Annotated in this window: 26 protein-coding genes; 11 read left to right on the top strand and 15 right to left on the bottom strand. The window is 73.0% G+C overall.

All coding sequences use genetic code 11. The features are described 5' to 3' along the window. Positions 1 to 131 precede the first annotated feature (131 nt). Positions 132 to 566 (bottom strand): DUF2267 domain-containing protein, encoded by a 435-nt coding sequence (locus ACFVIM_RS07735; RefSeq protein ID WP_384299750.1) that lies wholly within the window; start codon positions 564 to 566, stop codon positions 132 to 134. A 589-nt stretch (positions 567 to 1,155) separates the two neighbouring features. Between ACFVIM_RS07735 and ACFVIM_RS07730 the strand changes: the two genes are divergently transcribed. Beyond that, positions 1,156 to 1,947 (top strand): hypothetical protein, encoded by a 792-nt coding sequence (locus tag ACFVIM_RS07730; protein ID WP_384299749.1) that lies wholly within the window; start codon positions 1,156 to 1,158, stop codon positions 1,945 to 1,947. A 56-nt stretch (positions 1,948 to 2,003) separates the two neighbouring features. Here the strand turns inward: ACFVIM_RS07730 and ACFVIM_RS07725 are convergent, their stop codons facing one another. The 5 genes from ACFVIM_RS07725 to ACFVIM_RS07705 all read right to left on the bottom strand — a co-directional run bounded on the left by ACFVIM_RS07725 (position 2,004) and on the right by ACFVIM_RS07705 (position 6,983). Next, positions 2,004 to 2,834 carry a tyrosinase family protein gene (locus ACFVIM_RS07725; RefSeq protein WP_384299748.1) on the bottom strand — a complete coding sequence of 277 codons (831 nt, stop codon included), beginning with the start codon at positions 2,832 to 2,834 and terminating at the stop codon, positions 2,004 to 2,006. A 15-nt stretch (positions 2,835 to 2,849) separates the two neighbouring features. After that, complete coding sequence (locus tag ACFVIM_RS07720; protein WP_384299747.1) at positions 2,850 to 3,245, bottom strand: tyrosinase cofactor; 396 nt, start codon at positions 3,243 to 3,245, stop codon at positions 2,850 to 2,852. 665 nt (positions 3,246 to 3,910) lie between these two features. Beyond that, complete coding sequence (locus ACFVIM_RS07715; RefSeq protein WP_384299746.1) at positions 3,911 to 5,137, bottom strand: oxygenase MpaB family protein; 1,227 nt, start codon at positions 5,135 to 5,137, stop codon at positions 3,911 to 3,913. Positions 5,138 to 5,394: 257 nt separating this feature from the next. Beyond that, positions 5,395 to 6,594, bottom strand: coding sequence for a polyprenyl synthetase family protein (locus ACFVIM_RS07710; RefSeq protein ID WP_384299745.1), 1,200 nt, complete (start codon positions 6,592 to 6,594; stop codon positions 5,395 to 5,397). Continuing rightward, entirely contained in the window at positions 6,591 to 6,983 is a 393-nt protein-coding gene (locus ACFVIM_RS07705; RefSeq protein WP_384299744.1) for a hypothetical protein, read from the bottom strand. The genes ACFVIM_RS07710 and ACFVIM_RS07705 overlap by 4 nt, the downstream gene beginning before the upstream one ends. A 304-nt stretch (positions 6,984 to 7,287) precedes the next feature. Here ACFVIM_RS07705 and ACFVIM_RS07700 point away from each other — a divergent pair, with 304 nt between their 5' ends. Next, complete coding sequence (locus ACFVIM_RS07700) at positions 7,288 to 8,481, top strand: alpha/beta hydrolase family protein (RefSeq protein ID WP_384299743.1); 1,194 nt, start codon at positions 7,288 to 7,290, stop codon at positions 8,479 to 8,481. Between the two features lie 60 nt (positions 8,482 to 8,541). Here ACFVIM_RS07700 and ACFVIM_RS07695 read toward each other — a convergent pair whose 3' ends face one another. After that, complete coding sequence (locus ACFVIM_RS07695; protein WP_384299742.1) at positions 8,542 to 9,138, bottom strand: helix-turn-helix domain-containing protein; 597 nt, start codon at positions 9,136 to 9,138, stop codon at positions 8,542 to 8,544. A gap of 217 nt (positions 9,139 to 9,355) precedes the next feature. On the opposite strand from ACFVIM_RS07695, the gene ACFVIM_RS07690 reads away from it, so the two are divergent. Further along, positions 9,356 to 10,153, top strand: a complete 798-nt coding sequence (locus tag ACFVIM_RS07690) for an aldolase (RefSeq protein WP_384299741.1) — start codon at positions 9,356 to 9,358, stop codon at positions 10,151 to 10,153. Beyond that, entirely contained in the window at positions 10,153 to 11,079 is a 927-nt protein-coding gene (locus ACFVIM_RS07685; protein ID WP_384299740.1) for a dihydrodipicolinate synthase family protein, read from the top strand. The genes ACFVIM_RS07690 and ACFVIM_RS07685 overlap by 1 nt, the downstream gene beginning before the upstream one ends. A gap of 53 nt (positions 11,080 to 11,132) precedes the next feature. On the opposite strand, the gene rpsR is transcribed toward ACFVIM_RS07685, so the two are convergent. The 4 genes from rpsR to rpmG all read right to left on the bottom strand — a co-directional run bounded on the left by rpsR (position 11,133) and on the right by rpmG (position 13,107). Then, on the bottom strand, positions 11,133 to 11,369 hold the full coding sequence (gene rpsR, locus ACFVIM_RS07680) for a 30S ribosomal protein S18 (protein WP_384299739.1): 237 nt from the start codon (positions 11,367 to 11,369) through the stop codon (positions 11,133 to 11,135). Positions 11,370 to 11,439: 70 nt separating this feature from the next. Next, positions 11,440 to 12,609 (bottom strand): CobW family GTP-binding protein, encoded by a 1,170-nt coding sequence (locus ACFVIM_RS07675; RefSeq protein WP_384299738.1) that lies wholly within the window; start codon positions 12,607 to 12,609, stop codon positions 11,440 to 11,442. Continuing rightward, positions 12,609 to 12,854, bottom strand: coding sequence for a type B 50S ribosomal protein L31 (locus ACFVIM_RS07670; protein ID WP_384299737.1), 246 nt, complete (start codon positions 12,852 to 12,854; stop codon positions 12,609 to 12,611). The genes ACFVIM_RS07675 and ACFVIM_RS07670 overlap by 1 nt, the downstream gene beginning before the upstream one ends. 88 nt (positions 12,855 to 12,942) lie before the next feature. Beyond that, positions 12,943 to 13,107, bottom strand: coding sequence for a 50S ribosomal protein L33 (gene rpmG, locus ACFVIM_RS07665; RefSeq protein ID WP_384299736.1), 165 nt, complete (start codon positions 13,105 to 13,107; stop codon positions 12,943 to 12,945). A 68-nt stretch (positions 13,108 to 13,175) separates the two neighbouring features. Here rpmG and rpmB point away from each other — a divergent pair, with 68 nt between their 5' ends. The 3 genes from rpmB (at position 13,176) to rpmF (ending at position 13,982) form a co-directional block, all read left to right on the top strand. Then, the gene (rpmB, locus tag ACFVIM_RS07660) at positions 13,176 to 13,412 is read left to right on the top strand and encodes a 50S ribosomal protein L28 (RefSeq protein ID WP_384299735.1); all 237 of its coding nucleotides are present in this window, start codon (positions 13,176 to 13,178) and stop codon (positions 13,410 to 13,412) included. Then, the gene (rpsN, locus tag ACFVIM_RS07655; RefSeq protein WP_384299734.1) at positions 13,412 to 13,717 is read left to right on the top strand and encodes a 30S ribosomal protein S14; all 306 of its coding nucleotides are present in this window, start codon (positions 13,412 to 13,414) and stop codon (positions 13,715 to 13,717) included. Before rpmB ends, rpsN begins: the two co-directional genes overlap by 1 nt. Before the next feature lie 94 nt (positions 13,718 to 13,811). Beyond that, positions 13,812 to 13,982: a 50S ribosomal protein L32 gene (gene rpmF, locus ACFVIM_RS07650; RefSeq protein ID WP_384299733.1), complete on the top strand. Its 171-nt coding sequence runs from the start codon at positions 13,812 to 13,814 to the stop codon at positions 13,980 to 13,982. 64 nt (positions 13,983 to 14,046) lie between these two features. Here rpmF and ACFVIM_RS07645 read toward each other — a convergent pair whose 3' ends face one another. Then, on the bottom strand, positions 14,047 to 14,805 hold the full coding sequence (locus ACFVIM_RS07645; RefSeq protein WP_384299732.1) for a TetR/AcrR family transcriptional regulator: 759 nt from the start codon (positions 14,803 to 14,805) through the stop codon (positions 14,047 to 14,049). A gap of 96 nt (positions 14,806 to 14,901) precedes the next feature. Between ACFVIM_RS07645 and ACFVIM_RS07640 the strand changes: the two genes are divergently transcribed. Together ACFVIM_RS07640 and ACFVIM_RS07635 are read left to right on the top strand one after the other, a co-directional pair. Further along, the gene (locus tag ACFVIM_RS07640) at positions 14,902 to 15,585 is read left to right on the top strand and encodes a helix-turn-helix domain-containing protein (RefSeq protein WP_384299731.1); all 684 of its coding nucleotides are present in this window, start codon (positions 14,902 to 14,904) and stop codon (positions 15,583 to 15,585) included. 114 nt (positions 15,586 to 15,699) lie between these two features. After that, positions 15,700 to 16,815: a winged helix DNA-binding domain-containing protein gene (locus ACFVIM_RS07635; RefSeq protein ID WP_384299730.1), complete on the top strand. Its 1,116-nt coding sequence runs from the start codon at positions 15,700 to 15,702 to the stop codon at positions 16,813 to 16,815. A 113-nt stretch (positions 16,816 to 16,928) separates the two neighbouring features. Here ACFVIM_RS07635 and lysA read toward each other — a convergent pair whose 3' ends face one another. The 3 genes from lysA to ACFVIM_RS07620 form a co-directional block, all read right to left on the bottom strand. Further along, positions 16,929 to 18,242: a diaminopimelate decarboxylase gene (lysA, locus tag ACFVIM_RS07630; protein ID WP_384299729.1), complete on the bottom strand. Its 1,314-nt coding sequence runs from the start codon at positions 18,240 to 18,242 to the stop codon at positions 16,929 to 16,931. A gap of 73 nt (positions 18,243 to 18,315) precedes the next feature. Beyond that, the gene (locus ACFVIM_RS07625) at positions 18,316 to 18,729 is read right to left on the bottom strand and encodes an SAV_915 family protein (RefSeq protein WP_384299728.1); all 414 of its coding nucleotides are present in this window, start codon (positions 18,727 to 18,729) and stop codon (positions 18,316 to 18,318) included. Between the two features lie 214 nt (positions 18,730 to 18,943). After that, on the bottom strand, positions 18,944 to 19,789 hold the full coding sequence (locus ACFVIM_RS07620) for a response regulator transcription factor (RefSeq protein ID WP_384299727.1): 846 nt from the start codon (positions 19,787 to 19,789) through the stop codon (positions 18,944 to 18,946). Positions 19,790 to 19,904: 115 nt separating this feature from the next. Between ACFVIM_RS07620 and ACFVIM_RS07615 the strand changes: the two genes are divergently transcribed. Together ACFVIM_RS07615 and ACFVIM_RS07610 are read left to right on the top strand one after the other, a co-directional pair. Continuing rightward, positions 19,905 to 21,581 carry an AMP-binding protein gene (locus ACFVIM_RS07615; RefSeq protein WP_384299726.1) on the top strand — a complete coding sequence of 559 codons (1,677 nt, stop codon included), beginning with the start codon at positions 19,905 to 19,907 and terminating at the stop codon, positions 21,579 to 21,581. Next, positions 21,578 to 23,305, top strand: coding sequence for an AMP-binding protein (locus tag ACFVIM_RS07610; RefSeq protein WP_384299725.1), 1,728 nt, complete (start codon positions 21,578 to 21,580; stop codon positions 23,303 to 23,305). The genes ACFVIM_RS07615 and ACFVIM_RS07610 overlap by 4 nt, the downstream gene beginning before the upstream one ends. Positions 23,306 to 23,347: the final 42 nt, after the last annotated feature.

The raw sequence follows: 23,347 nt of genomic DNA, 5'->3' as shown, positions 1-23,347 counted from the left end.
CCATGGCGATGGCATGTCGTGCTGGAGTGGGTGATGCCCGCCGATGCCGGCGGGCCAGCGGCGATGTGTGACCGACTCCTCCATGCGCCGCTTGCCAGAACCGTGAGGCTCTGGCAAGCGGCGCACGTGCGTCAGCCCACCCCCGACAGCTCCCGCCGCCCGAACAGCGCGCCGTACCCCGGCGGCAGCTGGGCCAGGACGCGGTCCATCAGGTCGGGGCCCGCGATGGTGGCCACCGTCGTCAGGACGGCGCAGGTGTCCCAGCTGGCCGTGGCGGGGGTGCCGCCGGTGCGGGTGGCGAGGTCGCGGACGAACTCGCGGCCGGTGAGCGGGGTGGTCGGGGAGGGCTGGGTGGAGAGGAGGGTGGCGGCCTCGTCGGGGAGGCAGGCCGCGAGGTCGGTCCGCTCGTCGCCGGTGAGCTGTTGGCCGAGGGCGGCGAGGACCGGGCGGGTGGACCGCTCGGCGCGTTCCCGGGTGGGGTAGGCGCCGTCGTAGCGGATCCTTTCCAGCATCTGGCCGAACGTCATGCCCGACCCCCGGGTGAGAGGTTCGTGGTGCTGGCGCATTGGCGGTGGGTCACCTTTCGTCTGATGGTTCTGACAGCTTCTGACGGGGTGTGGCATGCGCCGTCCGACGCAGTAGATCTCGTACGGGGAACCCTCCGGTCATCGGGCGGGCGGTCCCGGCCCGGCCGCGTGGCGCGGCGGCGGGGCTGGCTGGTGACGTGAGGCGCGGGGTACGCGATCTCCGCGCGGGCGGACTCGAAGTGGTGCCGTGTGGTGCCGTGCCGCGGCGCGGCACCGGTCGTACGGACGGACTTCGCTGTCGGTCGTACGGAGAGGCTCGCCTCTCGGGGGCGGGCCGCCACCGCTGGGAGGGGAAGCCCCGGTGGGCGGGGCGACATGGCGGACCCGTGGAGCTCGATGAGGACGCGCGGCGGGGGAAACGGCTGAGAGCGGGGAAGCCTCCTGTGGTTCCCGAGCCGTGACCGTCGAGTGCCGGGCCGGAGGAGTGCGGGGTGTGCGCTCCGCCTACCCTCCCTTGTAGCATGTCGTCAGAACGATGACAACTTGATCTGTCGTCGGAAGGACGACAATCGGACGCGACAACTCAGTTGGCGGGACGACGGTCTGACAGTTCGTAAGGGAGGGATCCGTGACGACATCCGAACGCCCCATGGAGCACCACGACGATCGCCCGGTGCCCCTCCTCGCGGCTGTCGCCGCGCTGGAGGCCATCCAGGACGCCCTGCGCGCCGCCGCCCGCGTCCCGGAGCCCATGGAGGCCGAGGAAGCCGAGGGGGCGGAAGGGCCGGAGCGGGCGCTGGACTCGCTGCATCTGCTGCGCCAGGTCCGGGAACGGCTCGCCTCCTGGGAGCCGGGGCTGATCGAGGCCGCCCGGGACGGGGGAGCCAGCTGGGCCGAGCTCGCCGCGCCCCTCGGGGTCGCCAGCCGTCAGGCCGCCGAACGCCGCTATCTGCGGCTCCGTCCCGGGCCCGCCGGGACCACCGGCGAGGAGCGGGTGCGGGCCACCCGGGACCGCCGTGCGGCCGAGCGCACGGTCACCGCCTGGGCCCGTGACAACGCCGCGGACCTGCGCCGCCTCGCCGCCCAGGTCAGTGCGCTCGGCGACTTCCCTCCGGCGGCCCGGCCGTCCCTGCGCGTCCTCGATCAGGCGCTGGCCTGTAGCGATCCGGCCGATCTGATCCACCCGCTGTGCGCGGTCCATCCGTATCTGGAGGCGTCTCATCCGGCGCTGGCCGCCCATCTCTCCGCGCTCATGACCCATATGGACCGGCTGCGCTGCGCGCCGGAGCGGGAGGCCCCGCGCGGGGCGCGGCGCGATGCCGGGGACGGGTCCGGCCGGGATCTCGTAGCGGAACCGGACCGTGGCCCCGGGCCGGGTGCCGGCCGGGGCCACGACCGTTCCCCCGTGCGTCAGGCGTAGGGCCTGTCAGACGGTGTCAGGCGGCGTCAGTCAGTGTCGGACGCTGTCAGGCGGCGTCAGAGATAGGTGTAGTACGGCGTGTGGTCGAGCATCTGCGCCGGTGTCACTCCGCCCGGACCGTCCCACGGTGCCATGGCCTCGTTCAGGTCGACCGCGTCCGGCGTCGTCCCGTTGGGCAGATAGGGGCTGGCCGGGTGGAGCTGCTGCCAGTCGGCCCAGAGCTTGTCGACGAAGGCGTGGTGCAGCCAGAACACCGGGTCGTTGGGGGAGACCGGCTGGGCCATCTGGCCGCCGACCCAGGTGTGGACCTGGTTGTGGAGGAAGGCGCCCCAGTTGCCTTCGAGGATGTTGCGGAAGGTGTTGGGGGAGTTCTCGTTCCACGGTGGCGCGTCGTACACGGTGGCCGCCATCGCCTGGTCGACGTCCGACTGGCGGGGCAGCGGGTAGGTACCGCCCAGGGTGCGTCTGAGGAAGGGGTGGGTGTCGATCTGGACGGTGATCGGCCAGTTCCCCGTCGCGTAGGCGAAGGGCCCGTCCAGCACCTGGAAGTTGGTGCCGAGACCGCCGCCGCCCAGGAGGTCGGGGGTCCACGGGGAGGCCGTCGGCGAGCGGTCGATGACCCAGTTCCAGTAGGGGATCGAGACCGACGCGTCGATCGTCCGCAGCTCCCGCTCGAAGGCGATCAGATACTGGCGGTGCCAGGGCAGGAACGACGGCGTGTTGTGTCCGGTGCGGACGTACGCCGGGTTCATGTCCTGGATGAAACGGGTGCGGTGGAGGGTGACGAACTCGTCGTACACGCCTCGGCGCTTGAGTTCCAGGACGGCGTTGACGAAGGCGCTCTTCTCGGCGGCCGAGAGGTTGGCCTGGTTCTTCCGTACGATCATGGTCGGTGCTCCCGCTCAGGCGATGGTGGGGAGGGGGACGAGGTCCGCGCCGTGGAGGCCGATGACCGCGGTGCGCGCGGCCTCCAGCGGGGTGCGGAACGTCTCGTAGTGGTTGATCGCGCTGGTCCAGGTGTTGTCGGCGCGGTGCATCAGATGCAGTTCGCGGCCGTCGATGAGCACACGGAAGCCGGGGCCGTGGTGGGCGTGGGCGGCATGGGCGCCGTCGGTGGGCAGTCCCTGGATCCGGCGGCCCTTGTAGACCTCGTCGAAAGGCGCGGGTCCCTGGGCGCCGCTGGGCGCCTTCCGGGGCGGCGTGCTCTTCGCCGACGCGGTGGCGGCGCCGGCGACGGCCAGCCCCGCGGCGGCGCCGGCGAGGCCCCCCACGGCTTGGCGGCGGGTGATTTCGGGCATGGCGAAGAACCCCCTGGGAGTTGGGCGGAAGTGACCCCCGGGTCACAGCGGGTCACCACCCCCATGCCTACTGAGGGGGAGGATGGACGCGGAAGGCATGGGGTTCCGGTTGGCTGTCAAACAGCCAACTTTTCGGAGCTGGGTCCGGGAGCCGCAAGATCAAAAAGTGGTTCCGGTACGCCGTTCCCAAGGCTCCGGAAGAAGATATTCCGCCGAGGGTGGGTGATCGCTCCGCAGAACTTGCGGACCCTCGTCGTCGCCCGTCCCTCCCTTCCCCGCCATAACATGTCCGGAACTCGGGCACGCACTTACGGCTCGGCCCTGTTCCGTGCCGCTCGCCGCCGTGGTCGGGGACGTCCTCCCGTACGGATGCGGGGGGCGGGGAGATGAGGGACCGTGCCGCCGGGTCCGGCCGCTGGACACCCTCCCGCGTGGCCGCGGGGCCCGCCAGGCGAGGGCCCTGATCGTGTCAGCGCCCGCCGCCCGCCGCCCGCCTCCCGCGCGGCCGCGACGCCCGCGCCGGAGGAGTCGCGACCGTACGGAACCGGGGTGCCCGGGAGGAGTCGCGACCGTACGGAACCGGGGTGCCCGGGAGGAGCCGCGACCGTACGGAGCGGGGACACGCCCGGGAAGGTGCCCGACCGCGTGGCGGCGGGACGCGGTGGTCAGCGGCCGCCGGACAGGTCCGGAGTGATCGGCGGCGGGGTCCACCGGTCCAGCCGGGGCTTGGCCGAGGTCACCCCGTAGTCGCCCTTCAGCTGTTCCGGGATCGCGTACTGCATCACCCGCCCCCGCGTCAGCGAACTCAGCTCCAGCACGCTCGTGTAGTGCCCCAGCCGGTCCAGCGCCCACGCGGCCACCGGGGAGCGGTCCTCCAGCGTCTCCAGCACCCCGAGCAGGGTGGGCGCGGTACGGATCGCGGTGTCCCAGAAGGCGGAGCGGGGCACGTCGAGCCAGTCGGCGACGGTGTCCCCCATCAGATAGCGGATCATCGCCGGGACCACCGGGTCGAAGACGGTGCCGGGCACCACCTCCTCGTACAGGTCGATCAGCTGCCGGGTGAGGTGGACGCCCTCCGACGAGGGGCCCAGATGGCGCGTCAGATACAGATCGCCGAAGAGCCGTGCCTCGTCCAGGTCCTTGGGCATCAGGGCGGTGTCGATGCCGAGCATGGCGCCGACCACCCGCCAGGCGTAGTAGTAGGCGTCGGCGCCCTCGTTGGAGATATGGATGCCGAGCCGGTGCAGCGCGTCGAGGACCATGATGGAGAAGGCCAGCTGGCCGCCGATCATGTCCTCCTGGCAGATCGGCGTGCCGAGGCGCTCGGTGTCCCAGCGCCCCTCCCGCCGCAGATGGTGCCGGATGGAGGCGTGCAGCAGCCGCACCTTCTGGGCCGCCGGGATGAACCTGCTGCCCGCCTCGAAGGCGTTCGGCTGCATGAGGTAGACCGTGAACTGTCCGGTCTCCGCCATCCGCCGGGAGGGATAGGCCAGGGAGTGGGTCGCGCTGAGCAGCTTCGCCACATGCGGGATGGCGTAACACGCGGGCATCGACACGAAGGAGAGCGCTGTGGAGATATGCACGTTGTTGTCGATGAAGAAGAGCCGGGCCCGCTCCATCTCGCCCCAGTCCACCCAGGACGGCGGCATGGCCGTCGCCTCCAGATAGGCGCGGGCCACGTCCGGCAGCCCGTCCGGAAGCTCCTGCCCCGCGGTGGAGAACCAGCGCATGAGCGTGTTGAACTTCCCCATCTCCCCCCGCTCGAACAGCTCGGCGACGGTGGCGTCCGCCAACTCGTCGCCGACCTGGCGCAGGGCGTCGAGCGACGCGTTCGTGAAGGCCGGGGCGGCGGGGGCCGCTTCCGCGTGTGGTTCGGTTCCGGCGCTGCTCATGGTGGGTGTTTCCTTTCGCGTCAGATGACGGGGGTACGGCGGTGAGGGGGCGGCGTACGGGGATGTGCGGGGCGTACGGGACCGGGGTGACCGAACGGCGGCGGGCCCGGCGACGGGGCGGCCCGCCGCGGGCCAGGGGGACGGGCGCGCGCCCGAGGCGCGGCCACGGGCCCCGGACGGCCACGGGTGTGCCCCAGCCCGGTCGCGTCCGGGTGCGGCCTGGGTCGCGTCCGGGCCCCGGCCGGCCCCGGCGCGGATCAGAACGCCCGGGCCAGACAGTGCCGGGCCAGTGCCCGCAGGGCCTCGGCGGCGGGCGGTTCCAGCAGACGCGCCCGTACCGCCGCGTCGACCGCCCCGGTGGCCGTCTCCGCCCGCGCGGTGATCAGCCGCTCGACCCGGTCCCGGGCGCCGGTGCGCTCGGCGATCTCCCGGAACCGCTCCAGCCGCCCGGCCCCGGCCGTGGGGTGGCGCTCCAGCAGGGAGCCCAGTTCCCGGCGTTCGGCGTCCGTGGCCCCCTGGCGCATCAGGGCCAGCAGCACCGTCGGCTTCGCCCCGGTGATGTCGTCGAGGCCGGACTTGCCCGTGGTGTCCGGGGAGCCGAAGACCCCCAGCAGGTCATCGCGCAACTGGAACGCCTCGCCCAGCGGTACGCCGTACGCGCTGAACGTCTCCAGCAGCGCGGGACGCGCCCCGCCGAGGAGCGCGCCGATGTGCAGCGGGTGTTCCACGGTGTACTTCGCCGTCTTGTACCGGACGATCTTCAGCGAGCCGTCGGCGCTCTCCGGGCCGCCGGAGCCGGGCCCGGTGCGCAGGACCTCCAGGCACTCCCCGGCGACCAGTTCCCGGGCGAGCGTGGCCCACAGCGGCCGGGCCCGGTTGAGATAGGCGCCCGGCAGTCCGCACTCCGTGAACAGCTGGCCCGACCAGGAGATCAGCAGATCCCCGGTGAGCAGCGCCAGCGCCCGGCCCGTCGAGGCCCGTGCGGAGCCGTCCGCCCGGTGGTCCCCGGAGCGGGCCAGGGCGCGGTGCGCGGTGGGGCGGCCATGGCGTACCGCGCTCTCGTCGATGATGTCGTCGTGGACGACGGCGGCCGCGTGCACCAGTTCCATCGCCGCCGCCGCGCGCACGATGTCGTCGCTGTCGTCCCGGCCCGCCGCGCGCCAGCCCCAGTAGCAGAACGCCGCCCGCAGCCTTTTGCCGTGGCTGACGGCGGCGCGCAACTGCGCCCCGACGGAGGCCAGGTCGGGGTCTATCGCCTCCAGGAGCGCCGTCTCCCGCCGGGCGAAGACCTCCAGTTCGCCGTCGACGCGTGCCTTGAACGCGCGGAGGGCGTCCGGCGCGGGCGCGTCGCCGGGGCCCGGGTGTCCGGTGCGGTCACCCGGGTCGGCCGCCCCCGCCGTGGCCGTGGTTCTGGTCGTCCCGGCCCGGGCGGCCGCCCCCGCCATCGTGGCCGTCATCGGCCCGTACGCCCGGCGGCGGCGTCCGTACCGGAAGCACCGGAAGCACCGGAAGCACCGGAGGTACCGGAAGCACCGGACGCGCCGAAGGCGCTGTCGGTCCCGCCCGCCGCGGTACGGGCGGTCAGCCGCCGTGCCACCAGCTCCACATGGGACTCCGAGGGCAGCACCCGGGCCGGGTCCAGACCGCTGTGCCGTCCGCGCGCCACCAAGTCCCGCCGTACGTCGGCCGCCAGCTCTCCGAGGTCGGACCGGCCCAGCAGGGACCGCACCCGTCGCAGCGCCTGCTCGGCCTGCTCCAGCGCCATGTCCACGGCCCCGGCCACCAGCAGGATCGCCTCGTCCGAACGCCGCTCGGACCCGGCCCCCGCTGTCTCTGACTCTGTCATCGCCACCCCACCTGTCGGATGCTGTCCGGGTCGGGCTATCCCCTCGGTCAGATCACTACACCGGAAGTCATTCGATCTGGTGTAAGCGGGGCCAATCGCCCGTGGGAGGGCGCTGGTTCTGCTAACTGGGTCCGCTCCCTGGGCACGTCCGCGGCTCCGTGCCGGGTGCTCCGGGTCAGCCGGGAGGGCGAGGCGAGGTCGGCCCCAGGTCGGAGCCCCGGCGCGGCGGAATGGCACCCGGGCGGTAGGGGGTCCGCCCGCGATGATGATGATCGACTTCCGGTGGCCGCCCTACGGTCGCCCCATGACCGCAATCCGACGTGGCCCCGTGGCCGCGCTGCTCGCCCTGACCGTCACCCTCCCGCTGGCACAGACCGCCGTGGCCGCCCCCGTCTCCGCCTCCACCCCCGCCCCCGCCGCGCGGGAGGCGGCGGCCGTACGGGTCGAACTGCCCCGGCCCACCGGTCCGTACGCCGTCGGGCTGTCGACGCACCACCTCGTCGACCGGGACCGCGAGGATCCGTGGGTGCCCTCGTCCGGGGCCCGGCGGACGCTGGTCTCCCTGCACTACCCCGCCCGTGAGCGCACCGGCATCGCGCCGGGCCCGTATATGACGCTCGCCGAGGCGCGGAATCTGGTGCGGACCATGGGCGAGGACCTCCTGCCGCCCGGCAGCGCCAAGCCGCTCTCCCGGGCCCGCACCTGGGCCAGGACCGACGCGCGCCCGCTGAAGGGCCGCTTCCCGCTGGTCGTCCTGTCGCCCGGCTTCGGCGCGCCGCGCGTGTCGCTGACGAGCCTCGCCGAGGATCTCGCCTCCCGTGGCTATGTGGTCGCCTCCGTGGACCACGCCTACGAGTCCGAGGCCACCGCCTTCCCCGGCCGGGGCGTCCTGCCCTGTGTGGCGTGCCGGAAGACGGAGAGCGGTGAGGTCTCGCACGCGGCCGTCGTCCGGGGGCGGGCCAAGGACGTCTCGTACCTCCTCGACCGGCTCACCGGGCCACGGCCGGTCTGGAAGCACGCCGGGATGATCGACTCCAGGAAGATCGCCATGGCCGGGCACTCCATCGGCGGCGCCACGGCCTCCCATCTGATGGCGCGGGACTCCCGGGTGGACGCGGGCGTCAACATGGACGGTCGGATCTTCGTTCCCGTACCGCGCGACGGGCTGGACCGGCGGCCGTTCCTGCTGCTGGGGGCGGAGGAGACCGTCCCCGGGGCGGAGGCGAGCTGGGACCGGGCGGTGCGCGGGCTCGACGGCTGGAAGCGCTGGCTGACCGTGGAGGGCGGGGACCACTACAGCTTCAGCGACGCGCCCGTCCTCGTGGGCCAGTTGCGCACCCGGTCCGCCCCGGCGGGCGAGCTGACGGGCGAACGGTCGGTCCGGCTCACCCGCACCTATCTCGCCGCCTTCCTCGACCGGCATCTCAGGGGCGCCGCCCGGCCGGTCCTCGACGGGCCCACCGCGGCCCACCCGGAGATCGTCTTCCACCGCCGCTGACCGGGTCGCCTGGCCGTCCCGCACGGGCCGTCCGCACGGGCCGTCCGCACGGGCCGTCCGTCAGGGGTGGACGGTCCGCGCGGTGCCCCTCCCGTCGCCGTGGGGGGCCGGTCCGGCGGGCCGGTCGTCCGTGATCAGCAGCAGGACGGTGGCGCGTTCGGGGCCCAGGGAGCGGACCTTGTGCGGGGTCGTGGCCTTGAAGTAGGCGCAGTCGCCCGGTTCGAGGGTGATGGTCCGGGAGGGCAGGATCAGCTCGGCGCGGCCCTGGTGGACGAAGACGAACTCCTCGCCCGGGTGGTCCCGGAAGGGCACGGGCCCGGCGTCGTGCGGCGGATACAGCATGAACGGGGTCATCCGCTTCGTTCCGGCCTGGAGCGCCATGCCCTCGTAGCGGGAGCCGGGCTCGTCGTCCGAGGTGAGCGGCTGGCGCTCCCCGGCGCGGGTGACCGTGACCTCGGTCAGCTCCTCGGCGTCGGCGAAGAGGGTGTCGAGCGGCACGTCCAGTGCCTTGGCCAGAGAGGCGCTGACGGCGATCGAGGGCACGCTCTGGCCGCGCTCGACCTTCGACAGGTAGCTCTTGGTGACACCGGAGCGCGCCGCGAGCGCCTCCAGGGTCATCAGTCGCTCCTTGCGCAGCTGCCGTACTCGGTTGATCACTGTCGCTTCCCTTCGCATGCCCCACGGGCGGGTCATCGGCCGCGCGGGACCCCAGTATGTCCCGTTCCCGCCGGTCGGCCGGCGGTGTCGGCCGGCCCCTTGCTGCATGACACAAGGTGTCCTATGGTGAACCAAGTTTCCTCAATTCGGGGTGCCGCGCGCGGCACCCCCCTACGGGGCCGCCCCTCACCGGACGCGCCCCGGAACCGGAGCGGACATGGCGAACACACTGCACGATCCGAAGGCGGTCCTGGTCGACCGCGCACAGAGCCAGATGAGCGCCCACTTCGGCGGCTCGTCCCTGACCACCCGGCAGAAGCTGGCCCTGACCTGTCGTATCGCCTACGACGGCGGACACGACTCCGGGCTCGCGGGCCAGATCAGCGCCCGGGGACAGCGGCCCGGCACCTACTACACCCAGCGTCTCGGCCTCGGCTTCGACGAGATCACCGAGGGCAACCTCCTCCTGGTCGACGAGGACCTCCAGGTCCTCGAAGGCGAGGGCATGGCCAACCCGGCCAACCGGTTCCACTCCTGGATCTACCGCGCCCGCGAGGACGTCAACTGCATCATCCACACCCACTCACTGCACACCGCCGCGCTCGCGATGCTGGAAGTGCCCCTCGTCATCTCCCAGATGGACACCACCCCGCTCTACGACGACTGCGCCTTCCTCAAGGAGTGGCCCGGCGTGCCGGTGGGCAACGAGGAGGGTGAGATCATCTCCGCGGCCCTCGGTGACAAGCGCGCCATCCTCCTGGCCCACCACGGCCAGCTCGTCACCGGCCGGAGCATCGAGGAGGCGTGCAACCTGGCGATGCTCATCGAGCGCGCCGCCCGGCTGCAGCTGCTGGCGATGGCGGCGGGCACCATCCAGCCGCTGGACCCGGAGCTCGCCCGCGAGGCCCACGACTGGACCTCCACCGACCGCCGCAGCCAGGCGAACTTCGCGTACTACGCGCGCAAGGCACTGCGCTCGCACCCCGACTGCGTCGATGGAACGGTGGAGATCTGATGTCCCAGCCGCCCCTGAACGGAATCATCGCCTACCCCGTCACCCCCTACGACCCCGCCAGCGGAGAGCTCGACCTGGCCGCGCTGCGGCGGCTCACCGGCGAACTGGTCGACGCGGGCAGCCACGCCATCGCCCCGCTGGGCAGCACCGGCGAGAGCGCCTATCTGCGCGAGCGCGAATGGGACGCCGTCTGCGAGACGACGCTGAGCGCTGTCGCGGGCCGGGTCCCCACCCTGGTCGGTGTCTCCCACTTCAGCACCGAGGGCACGGTCCGCCGCGCCCGGGTGGCCGCCCGCCAGGGAGCCACCGCGATCATGGTGCTGGCGCAGGTGTACTGGAAGCTGACCGACGACGAACTCAAGCGCCACTTCGCCACGGTCGCCGCCGCCACCGACCTCCCGGTCATGCTCTACAACAACCCCGGCACCAGCGGGGTCGATCTGCGACCGGAGACGGTGGTCGCGCTCGCCCGGGAGATCCCCAACCTCACCATGGTCAAGGAGAGCTCAGGCGACGTCGCCCGCTTCCGCGCCCTGCGCGAGCTCTCCGAGGGCGCGCTGTCGGTCTACAACGGGAGCAACCCCGTCGTCCTGGACGCCTTCCGCTCCGGCGCGTCCGGCTGGTGCACGGCCGCGCCCTGCCTCGTCCCCCGCTGGTGCCTCGCGCTCCACGCGGCGGTCACCGAGGGCCGCCAGGAGCGGGCCGACGCGCTGCTGGCCGAACTCCTGCCGTTCCTGCGGTTCATCGTCGAGTACGGGCTGCCCCGGGCCATCAAGGCCGGTCTTGAGCTCCAGCACCGCTCGGTGGGTTCGCCCCGGCCGCCGCTGCTTCCGCTGCCGGACCAGGAGACCGAGCGGCTGCGCGAGCTGCTCGACCACCTCGCGGCCCATCCGGTCCTGGAGGGCGCGGCGGAACGTACCGTCTGAGCCGCCGGCGGCGGGGCCACCGCACGGGGAGGCGCGGCCCCGCCGACGGGCGGTCAGCGGCTGGAGTACGGCAGCAGGGCCATCTCCCGCGCGTTCTTGATCGCCGCGGCCAGCGCCCGCTGCTGCTGGACGGTGACCCGGGTGACGCGTCGGCTGCGGATCTTGCCCCGGTCGGAGATGAACTTCCGGAGCAGATCGGTGTCCTTGTAGTCGATGAAGGTGATCCCCGCGGCGTCCAGCGGATTGGGCCGGGGGGTCGCGGGTTTGCGGTGGTGGGGGCGGGGGGCCATAGGACTGCTCCTTGCGTGGATGAATCGGTGTCGGGGGCCCGGCGGCCGGAGGGGGCCGGGGAGGGCGTGCTCAGGCGGCGTCGAGGAGGGTGTCGAAGGCGGCGGGCAGCCGCTTCCACCCGTCCGGCCCCGAGGCGTACTCCGCGTCGGTCAGCAGACAGGAGTCCAGCAGCCGTTCCAGCCCGTCCCGGTCCAGCCCCGGCGAGGTGAAGACCAGGTGCTGACAGCAGTCGCCGTGGTCGGGATGCCAGTCGAGCGCGGCCGCCGCCCTGCGGACGGGAGGAACCATCTCCCAGGCCGCGTCCGGCAGCGACGCCAGCCAGGGACCGGCGTTCTCCACACACAGCGCGCCGCCCGCCGCGTCCCAGGCCAGCAGGGTGTCGGGCCGCTCGGCCAGCCAGAACCTGCCCCGGCTGCGGGCGGCGGCGCAGCACAGGTCCTCCAGCGCCGCGTAGAGACGTCCGGGGTGGAACGGGCGTCTGCGGCGCCACACGAGAGTGGTCACTCCGGCCTCGTCCGCGTCCTGGGGCAGCAGCGCGCAGGCCGGATGCTGTGCCGCCGCGGCCGCCTCGACATCGAAGCCCCCGCGTCCGCTCCCGCCGCCGAGCGCCGCGTGGGCCAGCTCCCCGGAGTCGGCGCGGATCCGGCGCGCGGTGGGGTGCAACTGCGCCAGCAGGGCGTGGTCGCCGTCGTCGGCCTCCGCGCTGTCGACGAGGGCGAGGACCGGCGCGTACTCCAGCTGGCGCGCCCAGGTGTCACCGATGGTGCGCTGGTCGGTGGGGGCCGCCGAGAGACCCGCTTCGGCGAGGTCGTCGCCGTTGGCGAGACAGGGCAGGACGAGCGCGGGGTCCACGGCGGTGATCACATTGGTCAGGGTCAGCCGGGTCCCGCCGTGCGCGGCGACCACCTCCGCCATGGTCTTCGGCTCGACCGAGTCCCAGAGCTCGACCACGGCCAGCCGGGTCAGCCCGCCCGCCGCCAGCCGTTCCAGCTCCGGTACGAGATCCTCCCGCAGCGCACAGCAGGCGCAGTCGTTGACCAGCGGTGTCTCGTCCCGGGAGAGGGTTCCGGAGGCGTCGCGGACGACGCGGAGCACGGTGCCGCCGGGCGCGTCGTCCAGATCGTGGTGGAGCGCGACGCTACCGGGGACGGCCCGCAGCAGCCGGTCGACCACCTCCGTACGGGCCTCCGCGTGGATCCCGGCGACGATCACGACGGAGAGCCGGTGTCCGGGGGCCATCACCGGGTCCCGTAGCGGCGTTCGAACCGTTCCACGCGTCCGGCGGTGTCCATGACGCGGGCGGTGCCGGTGTAGAAGGGGTGGCTCGCGGAGGAGATCTCCACATCGACCACGGGGTAGGTGTTGCCGTCCTCCCACGCGATGGTCGTGTCGCTGGTCATCGTGGAGCGGGTGAGGAAGACGGTGCCGGAGGCCGAGTCGCGGAAGACGACGGGGCCGTAGGGCGGGTGGATTCCTGGCTTCATGGCGGGGGCCTTTCTGCGGCCGGACGGGTGGGGTGGATCAGCGCTTTCAGCAGGTCAGCGCTTTGAGCAGGTCAGCGCTCTCTGTGGATCAGCGCTCTTCGCGGAAGGCGACATGGCGGCGGACGACGGGGTCGTACTTGCGCAGCACCAGCCGCTCGGGGTCGTTCCGCCGGTTCTTCCGCGTGACATAGGTGAACCCGGTGCCTGCCGTGGACCGGAGCTTGATCACCGGGCGGAGTTCGTTGCGTGCCATGGGCGCTAGTATATGGCAATGATTTTCATTAACAGTAAGGGCACTCGACGAGAGGGGTGGCGGCGTCCATGTCGGCTCACTGTCAACTGACCGGCGCTGTGCCGGGGTTCGGCAAGCGCATCTCCCATTCACATCGGCGCACCTCGCGCCGGTTCGACCCGAACATCCAGCGCAAGCGCTACTGGCTGGCCGGTGAAGGGCGGTATGTCCGTCTGACGCTCAGTGCCAGGGCGATCAAGACCGTGGACGTCATCGGTGTCGAGGCCGCCGTCGCGCGGATCCGCGCACGGGGAGGGAAGGTCTGATGGCCAAGCAGAGCAAGATCGCGCAGAACGAGAAGCGGAAGCGGGTCGTCGAGCGGTACGCCGCCCGGCGGGCCGAGCTGAAGGAGATCATCCGCCGCCCGTCGACCGGCCCGGCCGAGCGGGCGGCCGCCTCCGCCGAACTGCGCCGCCAGCCGCGCGACGCCAGCGCGACCCGGGTGCGCAACCGGGACGCCGTGGACGGCCGCCCCCGTGGCCATCTGCGCCGGTTCGGGCTCTCCCGGGTGCGGATGCGCGCCCAGGCGCACGCGGGCTTCCTGCCCGGGGTGACCAAGTCGTCCTGGTGACCGGCGCCCACCGGGCGCCCGGCGAGAGCACGGGCGGTGGCCGCGTCAGCGCGGCGGACCGCCCCCCGTACCCACACCACACGGAGGAGTTCCCATGGCCGTCCCCAAGCGGAAGATGTCCCGCAGTAACACCCGCCACCGCCGCGCCCAGTGGCGGGCGACCACGCCCCCACTGGTCCCCGTCGTCATCGGCGGTGTCGTGCACCGCGTTCCCCAGCGTCTGGTGAAGGCGTACGAACGCGGTCTGATCAGCCCCGACGGCTGAGGCCCCGGCGGCGCGGCCGCACCCTCCGCCGCGTACGGACGTGTCCGTGCGCGGCGGAGGGAGGTCAGGGGGTGCGGGCGCGGATCAGGGTGTCCACGCCGTCGAGGATCCGGGCCATGCCGAAGGTGAACTCATGGTCGGGGTCATCCGCCTCGAACAGCACCCCTGACTCCAGCAGCCGGGTCACCAGCGGATGGCGCACCGGGTCCACCAGCCGTTCGACGGTACGGGCGTACCGGCGCATCGCCTCCTCGGGGTCGAGTCCCGAGGCCGCGACGGCGTCGCCGAGGTCCGCCGCGATGGACGCCTCCTGCCGGATGAAGCCGCTGATCAGCATGATGACGGAGATCCGCTGGCCCTCGTCGAGCGCGGTGCCGTCGAGCGCGGCCAGTCCGCGTTCCCACCAGGCGACCGTGTTCGGGGTCAGCGGCGGGCCCGCGATGGGCAGCCGGAGCATCCAGGGATTGCGGCGTACGGTGTCCCGCTGCGCCCCCGCCCAGGCGAGCAGGGCCTCGCGCCAGCCCGTGCCCGGTGGTGGCGGTGGCGGCGGGGTGCCGACCGCCGCCTCCTGCATCAGCAGATACAGCTCGTCCTTGGCGGCGACATAGCGGTACAGGGACATCGTGGAGGCGCCCAGTTCCTTGGCCACCCGCCCCATCGACACCGCGCCCAGGCCCTCGCGGGCGGCGAGCTCGACGGCCGCGGTGACGATCCGGTCGATGCTCAGTGCGGGCCTCGGCCCCTTCGCGGGGCGTTCGCGCAGGCCCCATGCCGCCTCGACGCTGGCGGGGAGCCAGCTCTCGCCGTCGTCGTTCCCGGTCATATCCGCAGCCCTCCGCCGTTCCACCTTGACGGACATCCTAGTAATGCGTAAGCCTTACGCAATCTGGCGTATGGCATACGCAGAAGGGGGATGGATATGGACAACCGATTCGCCGTCACCGCGGCGGGGCACGCGTCCGGCTGGGAGGCGCTCCACCGCTCACGGGAGTACGTGGGCCGGCCCGTGGACACACGGTCCGCCGCCATGGACGCCGGGGGATCCGAGCTGCTGCACCGCGTCGAGGCCTCCATCGACCGGTATCTCGCCGACCCCCGGCTCAGCCCCCGCACCCTCGCGGCCCGCCACCACATCTCCATCCGAACGCTCTACGCCCTGTTCGACGGCCGCGACCGGAGCGTCGCCGCCTCCATCCGCCACCGCCGACTGGAGCGCTGCCGGGCCGAACTGCTCCACTCCACCCGGCCCATCGGCGAGATCGCCGCCCGCTGGGGCTTCGCCAGCCCCACGGTCTTCAGCCGGGCCTTCCGGGAGGTGTACGGGACCACGCCGAGCGCGTTCCGGCGGATGGCGCGGAGCGCGGTGGACACACCGGGGGAGCGGCCGGCGTGGGCGCCCACGCCTCGGCGGTCCTCCGGGCCGGACCGCGAGGACGATCATTCCGCACGGCCGGAATCGGTCGTACGGTGCGATCACGGCGGTGCGGCCGGTGCGCACATCGGCGCCGCGGAGCGTACCGGGCCGGTGTCCGTCCCCTCGCGTGCCGCGCGAACGGCCTGCGGCACCGACGGGTGCGGGTGCGCCGCCACCGCGCCCTTGTAGAGGGCGAACAGGGCACGCTCGACGGTCTCCTGGTTCCCGCCGACGGGCGCGGCAGGTCAGCGCCCGCGGCAATCGCGGACCGGAACTGTCCGCGATTTTTCCTAAGGTGGCGTCATGGCCTCCGCTCCCGTGCTCTCCCCGCGCGCGCTCAACCGCGCCACCCTCGACCGCCAGTCGCTCCTGCGCCGCGCGCCGCGCGCGGCGATGGACGCGGAGGCCGCCGTCCGCCATCTCGTCGGGCTCCAGGCGCAGAACGTACGGCCCCCGTACCTCGCGCTCGCCGCGCGGCTCGCGGAGTTCGACCCCGGGGAACTGTCCGCACTGATGGCGGAGCGTCAGGTCGCCCGGCTGGTCACCCTGCGGTCCACCCTCCACACCCACACCGCCGATGACGCCCTCGGGCTGCGGCCGCTGGCGCAACCCGCGCTGGAGCGGGAGCTGAGGGCGTTCCGTTCCGGGCTGGTGGGGGTGGACCTCGACATGCTGCGGGAGCGGGCGCGTGAGCTGGTCGAGGAGGAGCCGAGGACGATGAAGGAGCTGCGGCGGGAGCTGCTGGTCCACTGGCCCGACGCCGACCCGTTCTCCCTCTCCCTCGCCGCACGCTGTGTCCTGCCGCTGGTGCAGACGACCCCGCGGGGACTGTGGGGGCGCGGCGGCCAGGTCACGCTCACCACGGCCGGGCACTGGTTCGGCCGGGAGCCGGGCGAACCCGTCAGCCGCGACGATCTCGTGACGCGCTATCTCGCGGCGTTCGGGCCCGCCTCCGTGAAGGACGCGCAGACCTGGTCGGGGCTGACCCGGCTGCGGGAGGTCTTCACCCGGCTGCGGCCCGGGCTCGTGGTCTTCCGCGATGAGCGGGGCACCGAACTCTTCGACCTGCCCGACGCGCCCCGGCCCGGCCCGGACACCCCCGCCCCGCCGCGCTTCCTGCCGGAGTACGACAACCTGCTGCTCTCACACGCCGACCGGGGCCGGGTCATCGCCCGCACCGAGCACCGCGAACTCACCTGGCGGGGCAACCAGTCGTACCCCACCCTCCTCGTCGACGGCTTCCTGGCCGGGATCTGGCGGCTGACCGAGACCGAGGGGAGCGCGACCCTCGTGGTCCAGCCGTTCGAGGAGCTGAGCCGCGCCCGGCGCGAGCAGGTCGCGGCGGAGGGGGAGCGGACGCTCGCCACCCTCACCGACGCGTCGTCGTACGACATCCGCTTCGGGCGCTTCCTCGACTGAGGGGCCGAGAGCCGCGGGGAGCTGAGGGGGATACGGGAACCGGGTGCGGGGCGACCGGGATCCGGCGGCCCCCCGACGGCCGGATCCCGCTCGCCCCGCATCCGGACGCCGGGTCACAGACCCACGTCACGCCCCCGCTGGTCCGTGAACGTCTCCCGGCGCAGCAACAGCCGGGGTCGGCCCGCCGCCACCGCGACCACCGGGGGGCGGCCGGTCATGCCGTACCCCGACGCCATGGAGACCTGGTACGCGCCGGACACCGGTACCGCCAGCACATCGCCCGGCCGCAGGTCCTCCGGCAGTTCCACCGACTCGGCGAGCACATCGCCCGTCTCGCCGTGGCGTCCCACGACGGTGGTGGCGCGCGCGGGCGCGTCGGAGTGGCGGCCGACCATGCGGACCGCGTAGCGCGCCCCGTACAGCGCGGGCCGGGGGTTGTCGCTCATCCCGCCGTCGACCGTGACCCAGGCGCCCGTCGCGCCCCGGCTCACGGAGAGCACCCGGTAGAGCGCGACCCCGGCCGGAGCCATCAGCGAACGGCCCGGTTCGACGGTCAGCCGGGGCCGGGGGTAGTCGTGCGCGGCGCACGCGCGGATCAGGGTGTCCTCGATGCGGCGCCCGTACGCGGCCGGTGCCGGTGCCGGGTCCCCGGGCAGATACGGCACCGCGAACCCGCCGCCCAGATCGAGTTCGGGCAGGGTGACGCCGTAGCGGTCCCGTACCGCGGCGAGGAAGGAGACCAGCCGCCGTACGGCGAAGGCGTACGGTTCCGGCGAGGCCACCGAGGTCCCCAGACAGGTGTGGATCCCGACGAGCTGGAGGCACGGCTGGCCCAGCACCCGGCCCACGGCCTCCAGCGCGCTGCCGTCCGCGACCGTGAAACCGGACTCCCCGGCGCCCGGCAGCGCGCCCGTGCGTACCCGCACCATGACCTGCTGTGGCTCGGGTCCGGTGGCCGCCGCCGCCAGCCGGGCTATCTCCCCGGGGGCGTCGAGAACGATCCGGCCCACGCCGATCCGCAGCGCGGTCCGCAGATCGCGGGGTGAGGTGGCGTCACCGTGCAGGACGATCCGGTCGGCGGGGAAGCCCCGGGTGGCGGCGAGCTCCAGCTCGCCCGCCGAGCAGACGACGAGCCCGAGGCCCTCCTGTTCGGCCCAGTCCACGACCGCCCGGGAGAGGAAGGCGCGGGCCGTGTAGACCACGTCGGCGTCGGGCAGCGCCCGGCGCCAGGCGCGGGCCCGGCCGCGGAACTCTCCCTCGTCGATGACGTAGACGGGTGTGCCGTATCGTTCCGCCAGCTCGGTGAGGGACACCCCGCCCACCGTCAGATCCCCGTCGGGGGAGGACCGGGTGGAGGCGGGCCAGACCGAACCGGGGGCGGCGCGGGGGGTGAGCACCGGGGTCGCGGGGGCGAGCGCAGCGGTCATGGGGACACCTCTCCGAGCGGACGAGGACGGGCGGGGTGGAGTGGCCGGGGTGGGCGCGGGAAACCGGCGGTGCTCAGTCGTGCCCGGGGGCCGTGGCCACCGGCGGCCGCTCCCAGCCGCCGGCTTCCCGGTCACCCGGGCCGCCGCCGCGCCGTCCGCACCGGGCCGTGGACGCTACGGGGGAACGCCGGGACCGCGGTACGGGGACGCCGGCCGAGCGGCCGGGATCCACCGTCACCGTGGTCACCCCGAGCGGCTCCGCGAGCGTGCGCAGGGCGGGTTCGGCGAGGCGGACCCAGGACTGACGGGAGCCCAGGACGGCGGTCAGCCGCTCCCGGCTGGTGAACGCGACGGCGGTGCGCGCACCCACGGGCGTGCGCATGAAACGGAGCTGGAACCCGGTGGAGCCGGGCCGGACGGGTACGTACCAAGGCCCCACCGGGCGGGGTTCGTCGGGGTCGGCGTCCTCACGGGTGAGCGTGTTCATGATGTCCTCCACGGGACGGTCGGCGCAGAGCCCTCTGCTCGTGCGGCCCGTGGAACGCTATGCCCACCTGGTGGGGCGGGCATCCCTCCCTGACGCACCGCTGATCGCCGGACCCCACTCCTTGACGTCCCTCTAGCGCCGTCTCGTGCCGACTCGTGACGACTCGTACCGGACCCGGATCCGGTACGAGTCTGGTGGGCCGGTGGGTTCCAGGTCAGGGCAGCACGCCCGCCTTCCGGGCGGCCACCACGGCTTCGAGCCGGGTGTGCGCCCCCAGCTTGCGCATCGCCGCCCGCAGATACCCCTTCACCGTCTCCGGGCGCAGCCCCAGCCGTTCCGCCGCCGCCGCGTTGGTCGAGCCCGAGGCCACACACGCCAGCACATCGACTTCGCGCGGTGCCAGCGCGACCGTCACCCCCGCCGGAGTCGAGGCGTCCGGCGCGGTCACCGAGCCCGCCGCCGTCAGCCGCCCGCAGACCGCGAGCAGCGTCTCCCGCAGCGCCGGATCAGCGACGCGGGGCGCCAGCGCCCGCAGTTCGCCATGGACCTCGCGGACCTCCTCCCAGCCCACCCGGTCCGTCGGGGGCCCCTCGGCCAGCGCCAGCAGCCCCCGCACCTCGTCCCGGACCACAAGGGTCTGCTCCACATCGCGGGCCGCCGCCACCGCCGCGTCGAAGGTGCGGTCACCCAGCGGCACCGCCCGCCGCAGCGCGCCGTAGATCACCCCCCGCACCTTGCGGCGCACCACGACCGGGACCGCCAGGACCGACCGCAGGCCCTCCTGGCCCACGGCCGCGTCGTACTCATGGCTGATGTGGCGCGCCTCGCGGTAGTCCGTGACCGCGCAGGGGCGGGAGAGGGCGATCGACTTGCCCCCCAGACCGGTGCCCATGGAGATCGTCAGCCCGTGCAGGGCGTTCGTCCGCACCCCCGTGAGCTGCGCGATCCGCAGTCGCTGGGAATCGTGGAGGAGCCCTCCGAACGCGATCGGCAACCCACTGTCCCGGCGGAGCCTTGACAGCGCCGCGCGCATCTCCACCGCCTCGGCCGCATCGGACACGGCGCTCTCTCCCTCTGCTCGCCCCGCCCACCGGGCCACCCCCGAACGGGGGTGGTGAGACGTAGGTCACTGACTTCACGATGGTAGTGACGGGCCTTGGCAATGAGGAGGGCACATGGCGGCAAGCAGCACGAACGAGGGGTTCCGGGCCGCCCGGGACTTCCTGCTGCGACACCGGGAGGACTATCAGAGCGCGTACGAGGGGTTCGAGTGGCCCCGGCCCGAGCGGTTCAACTGGGCGCTCGACTGGTTCGACCGGATCGCGGACGGCAACGGCCGCACCGCCTTGCATATCGTCGAGGAGGACGGCACCGAACTGCGGCTCAGCTTCGCCGAACTGGCCCAGCGCTCCGCCCGGGTCGCCAACTGGCTCCGGGACCAGGGCGTCGGCGCCGGGGACCGGATGATCGTGATGCTGGGAAACCAGTACGAGCTGTGGGAGACCGCCCTCGCGGCGATGAAGCTGCGGGCCGTCGTCATCCCGGCCACCCCGCTGCTCGGCGCCGCCGAACTGCGCGACCGGGTGGAGCGCGGCCGGGCCGCCCATGTGCTGGCGCGCTCCGAGGACGCCGCCAGATTCGACTCCGTACCGGGCTCGTACACCCGGATCGCCGTCGGGGACCGGGTGGAGGGCTGGCTGCCGTACCACCGCTCCGCCGCCGCCGAGCCGGTCTTCACCCCCGACGGGATCACCCACGGTGATGACCCGCTGATGCTCTACTTCACCTCCGGCACCACCGACCGGCCCAAACTGGTCGAACACAGCCACACCTCGTATCCGATCGGTCATCTCGCGACCATGTACTGGATCGGACTGCGGCCCGGCGATGTCCATCTGAACATCTCGTCACCCGGCTGGGCCAAGCACGCGTGGTCGAACCTCTTCGCGCCCTGGAACGCGGAGGCGACCGTCTATGTGCACAACTACACCCGCTTCGACGCCGCCCGGCTGCTGACGGAGATGGACCGGGTGGGGGTGACCAGCTTCTGCGCCCCGCCGACGGTATGGCGGATGCTGATCCAGGCCGACCTCGGCCAGCTCCGTCAGCCGCCGAGGGAGGCGGTGGCGGCCGGGGAGCCGCTCAACCCCGAGGTCATCGAGACCGTGCGCCGGGAGTGGGGGGTGACCGTGCGGGACGGCTTCGGGCAGACCGAGACCTCCGTCCAGGTCGCCAACACCCCCGGACAACTGCTGAAGGCGGGCTCGATGGGCCGTCCCAGCCCCGGGTTCCGGGTGGAACTGCTCGACCCGGTCACCGGCGAACCCGGCGCACCGGAGGGCGAGATCGCGCTCGACCTCTCCGCCCGCCCGGTCGGGCTGATGACCGGCTACCACGGGGAGCCGGAGCGCACCGCCGAGGCCATGGCGGACGGCTACTACCGCACCGGGGACATCGGCTCCCGCGACGCCGACGGCTACATCACCTACATCGGCCGCGCCGACGACGTCTTCAAGTCCTCCGACTACAAGATCTCCCCGTTCGAGCTGGAGAGCGCGCTGCTGGAGCACGAGGCCGTGGCCGAGGCGGCGGTGGTGCCCGCGCCCGACCCGCTGCGGCTGGCCGTGCCGAAGGCGTACATCGTCCTCGCCGACGGCTGGAAACCCGGACCCGACACCGCGCGGATCCTCTTCGAGCACTCACGCTCGCTGCTCTCGCCCTACAAGCGGGTGCGCAAGCTGGAGTTCGCCGAGCTGCCGAAGACCGTGTCCGGCAAGATCCGCCGCATCGAACTGCGGCAGCGCACGGCCGAGGGGTCGGGCGAGGAGTACGACGAGGGAGCGCTGCGATGACCCACGGCCCCGTCACGCCCCCGTCGCCCCCGCTGGTTCCCGGTGATTCCGCCGGGCCCGTTCGTCCGCCGTCGTACGCGCACGGCACCGGTACGACGGCGTTGCTCGGCGACACCATCGGCGCCAACCTCGCCCGGATCATCGCCGCCCACCCCGCCCGGGAGGCCCTGGTCGATCTGGCCACCGGCGTCCGCTACACCTACGCCGGGTTCGGCGCCGAGGTCGACCGGCTCGCCCGGGGGCTGATGGGGACCGGGGTCGCCCAGGGCGACCGGGTGGGCATCTGGGCGGTCAACCGGGCCGAGTGGATGCTCCTCCAGTACGCCACGGCCCGGATCGGCGCGATCCTCGTCACCATCAACCCCGCCTACCGCGCCCATGAACTGCGCTATGTCCTCAACCAGTCCGGGGTCTCGCTGCTCGTCGCCTCCCGGCGCCACAAGACCAGCGACTACCGCGCCCTGGTCGCCGAGGTGCGCGCCGACTGCCCCGCGCTGCGCTCGGTCCACTACCTGGCCGACGGAAGCGACGGCGACGGCGGCAGCCCCGAAGGGAAATCCGCCGACCTGAGCTGGGACGATCTGCTGGCCGCCGCCGAGGGGGTCGGGGCCGCGGCGCTGGCCGAGCGCGAGGCCGGGCTCTCCTGCGACGACCCCGTCAACATCCAGTACACCTCCGGCACCACCGGCTTCCCCAAGGGCGCCACCCTCTCCCACCACAACATCCTCAACAACGGCTTCTTCGTGGGGGAGACGCTCGGCTACACCGAGCGGGACCGGATATGCATACCGGTCCCCTTCTACCACTGCTTCGGCATGGTCATGGGCAATCTCGCGGCCACCTCGCACGGCGCGTGCGTGGTGATCCCCGCGCCCTCCTTCGACCCCGCCGCCACCCTGCGCGCCGTCGCCGCCGAGCGCTGCACCGCGCTCTACGGGGTGCCCACGATGTTCATCGCCGAGCTGAACCTGCCCGGCTTCGCCTCCTACGACCTCTCCTCGCTGCGCACCGGGATCATGGCGGGCTCGCCCTGCCCGGTCGAGGTGATGAAACGCGTCGTCAGCCAGATGCATATGGCCGAGGTCTCCATCTGCTACGGGATGACGGAGACCTCCCCCGTCTCCACCCAGACCCGCCGTGAGGACGACCTCGAAGCCCGTACGGGAACGGTCGGCCGGGTCCTGCCCCATGTCGAGGTCAAGATCGTGGACCCGGTCACCGGGGTGCCCCTGCCGCGTGGGGAGTCCGGGGAACTGTGCACCCGCGGGTACGGGGTGATGCTCGGCTACTGGGGCGAGCCCGAGCGGACCGCCGAAGTGATCGACACCGGCCGCTGGATGCACACCGGGGACCTCGCGCGGATGCGGGAGGACGGATACGTCCAGATCGTGGGCCGGATCAAGGACATGGTGATCCGGGGTGGCGAGAACGTGTATCCGAGGGAGGTGGAGGAGTTCCTGTACGGACATCCGAAGGTCGCGGACGTCCAGGTGGTGGGGGTGCCGGATCCGGCGTACGGCGAGGAGGTCCTGGCCTGTGTGATCCCCCGCGACCCCGGGGACCCGCCGACGCTGGCCGAGATCACGGAGTTCTGCCGGGAACGGCTCGCGCACTACAAGGTGCCGCGTCGGCTGGAGATCCTGTCGGAGTTCCCGATGACGGTGAGCGGCAAGGTCCGCAAGGTCGAACTGCGGGCCCGCTTCTCTCCACCGGAGAACGCCTGAGCCGCCGTTGACCCGGCCCGGCCTTCCCGGCGAGGGGAAGGC

This window comes from Streptomyces sp. NPDC057638 (genome assembly GCF_042800315.1).
Taxonomy (GTDB): Bacteria; Actinomycetota; Actinomycetes; order Streptomycetales; family Streptomycetaceae; genus Streptomyces.
Note: the sequence above shows the minus strand (reverse complement) of the source record. Positions and strands in the feature narration are given on the sequence as shown.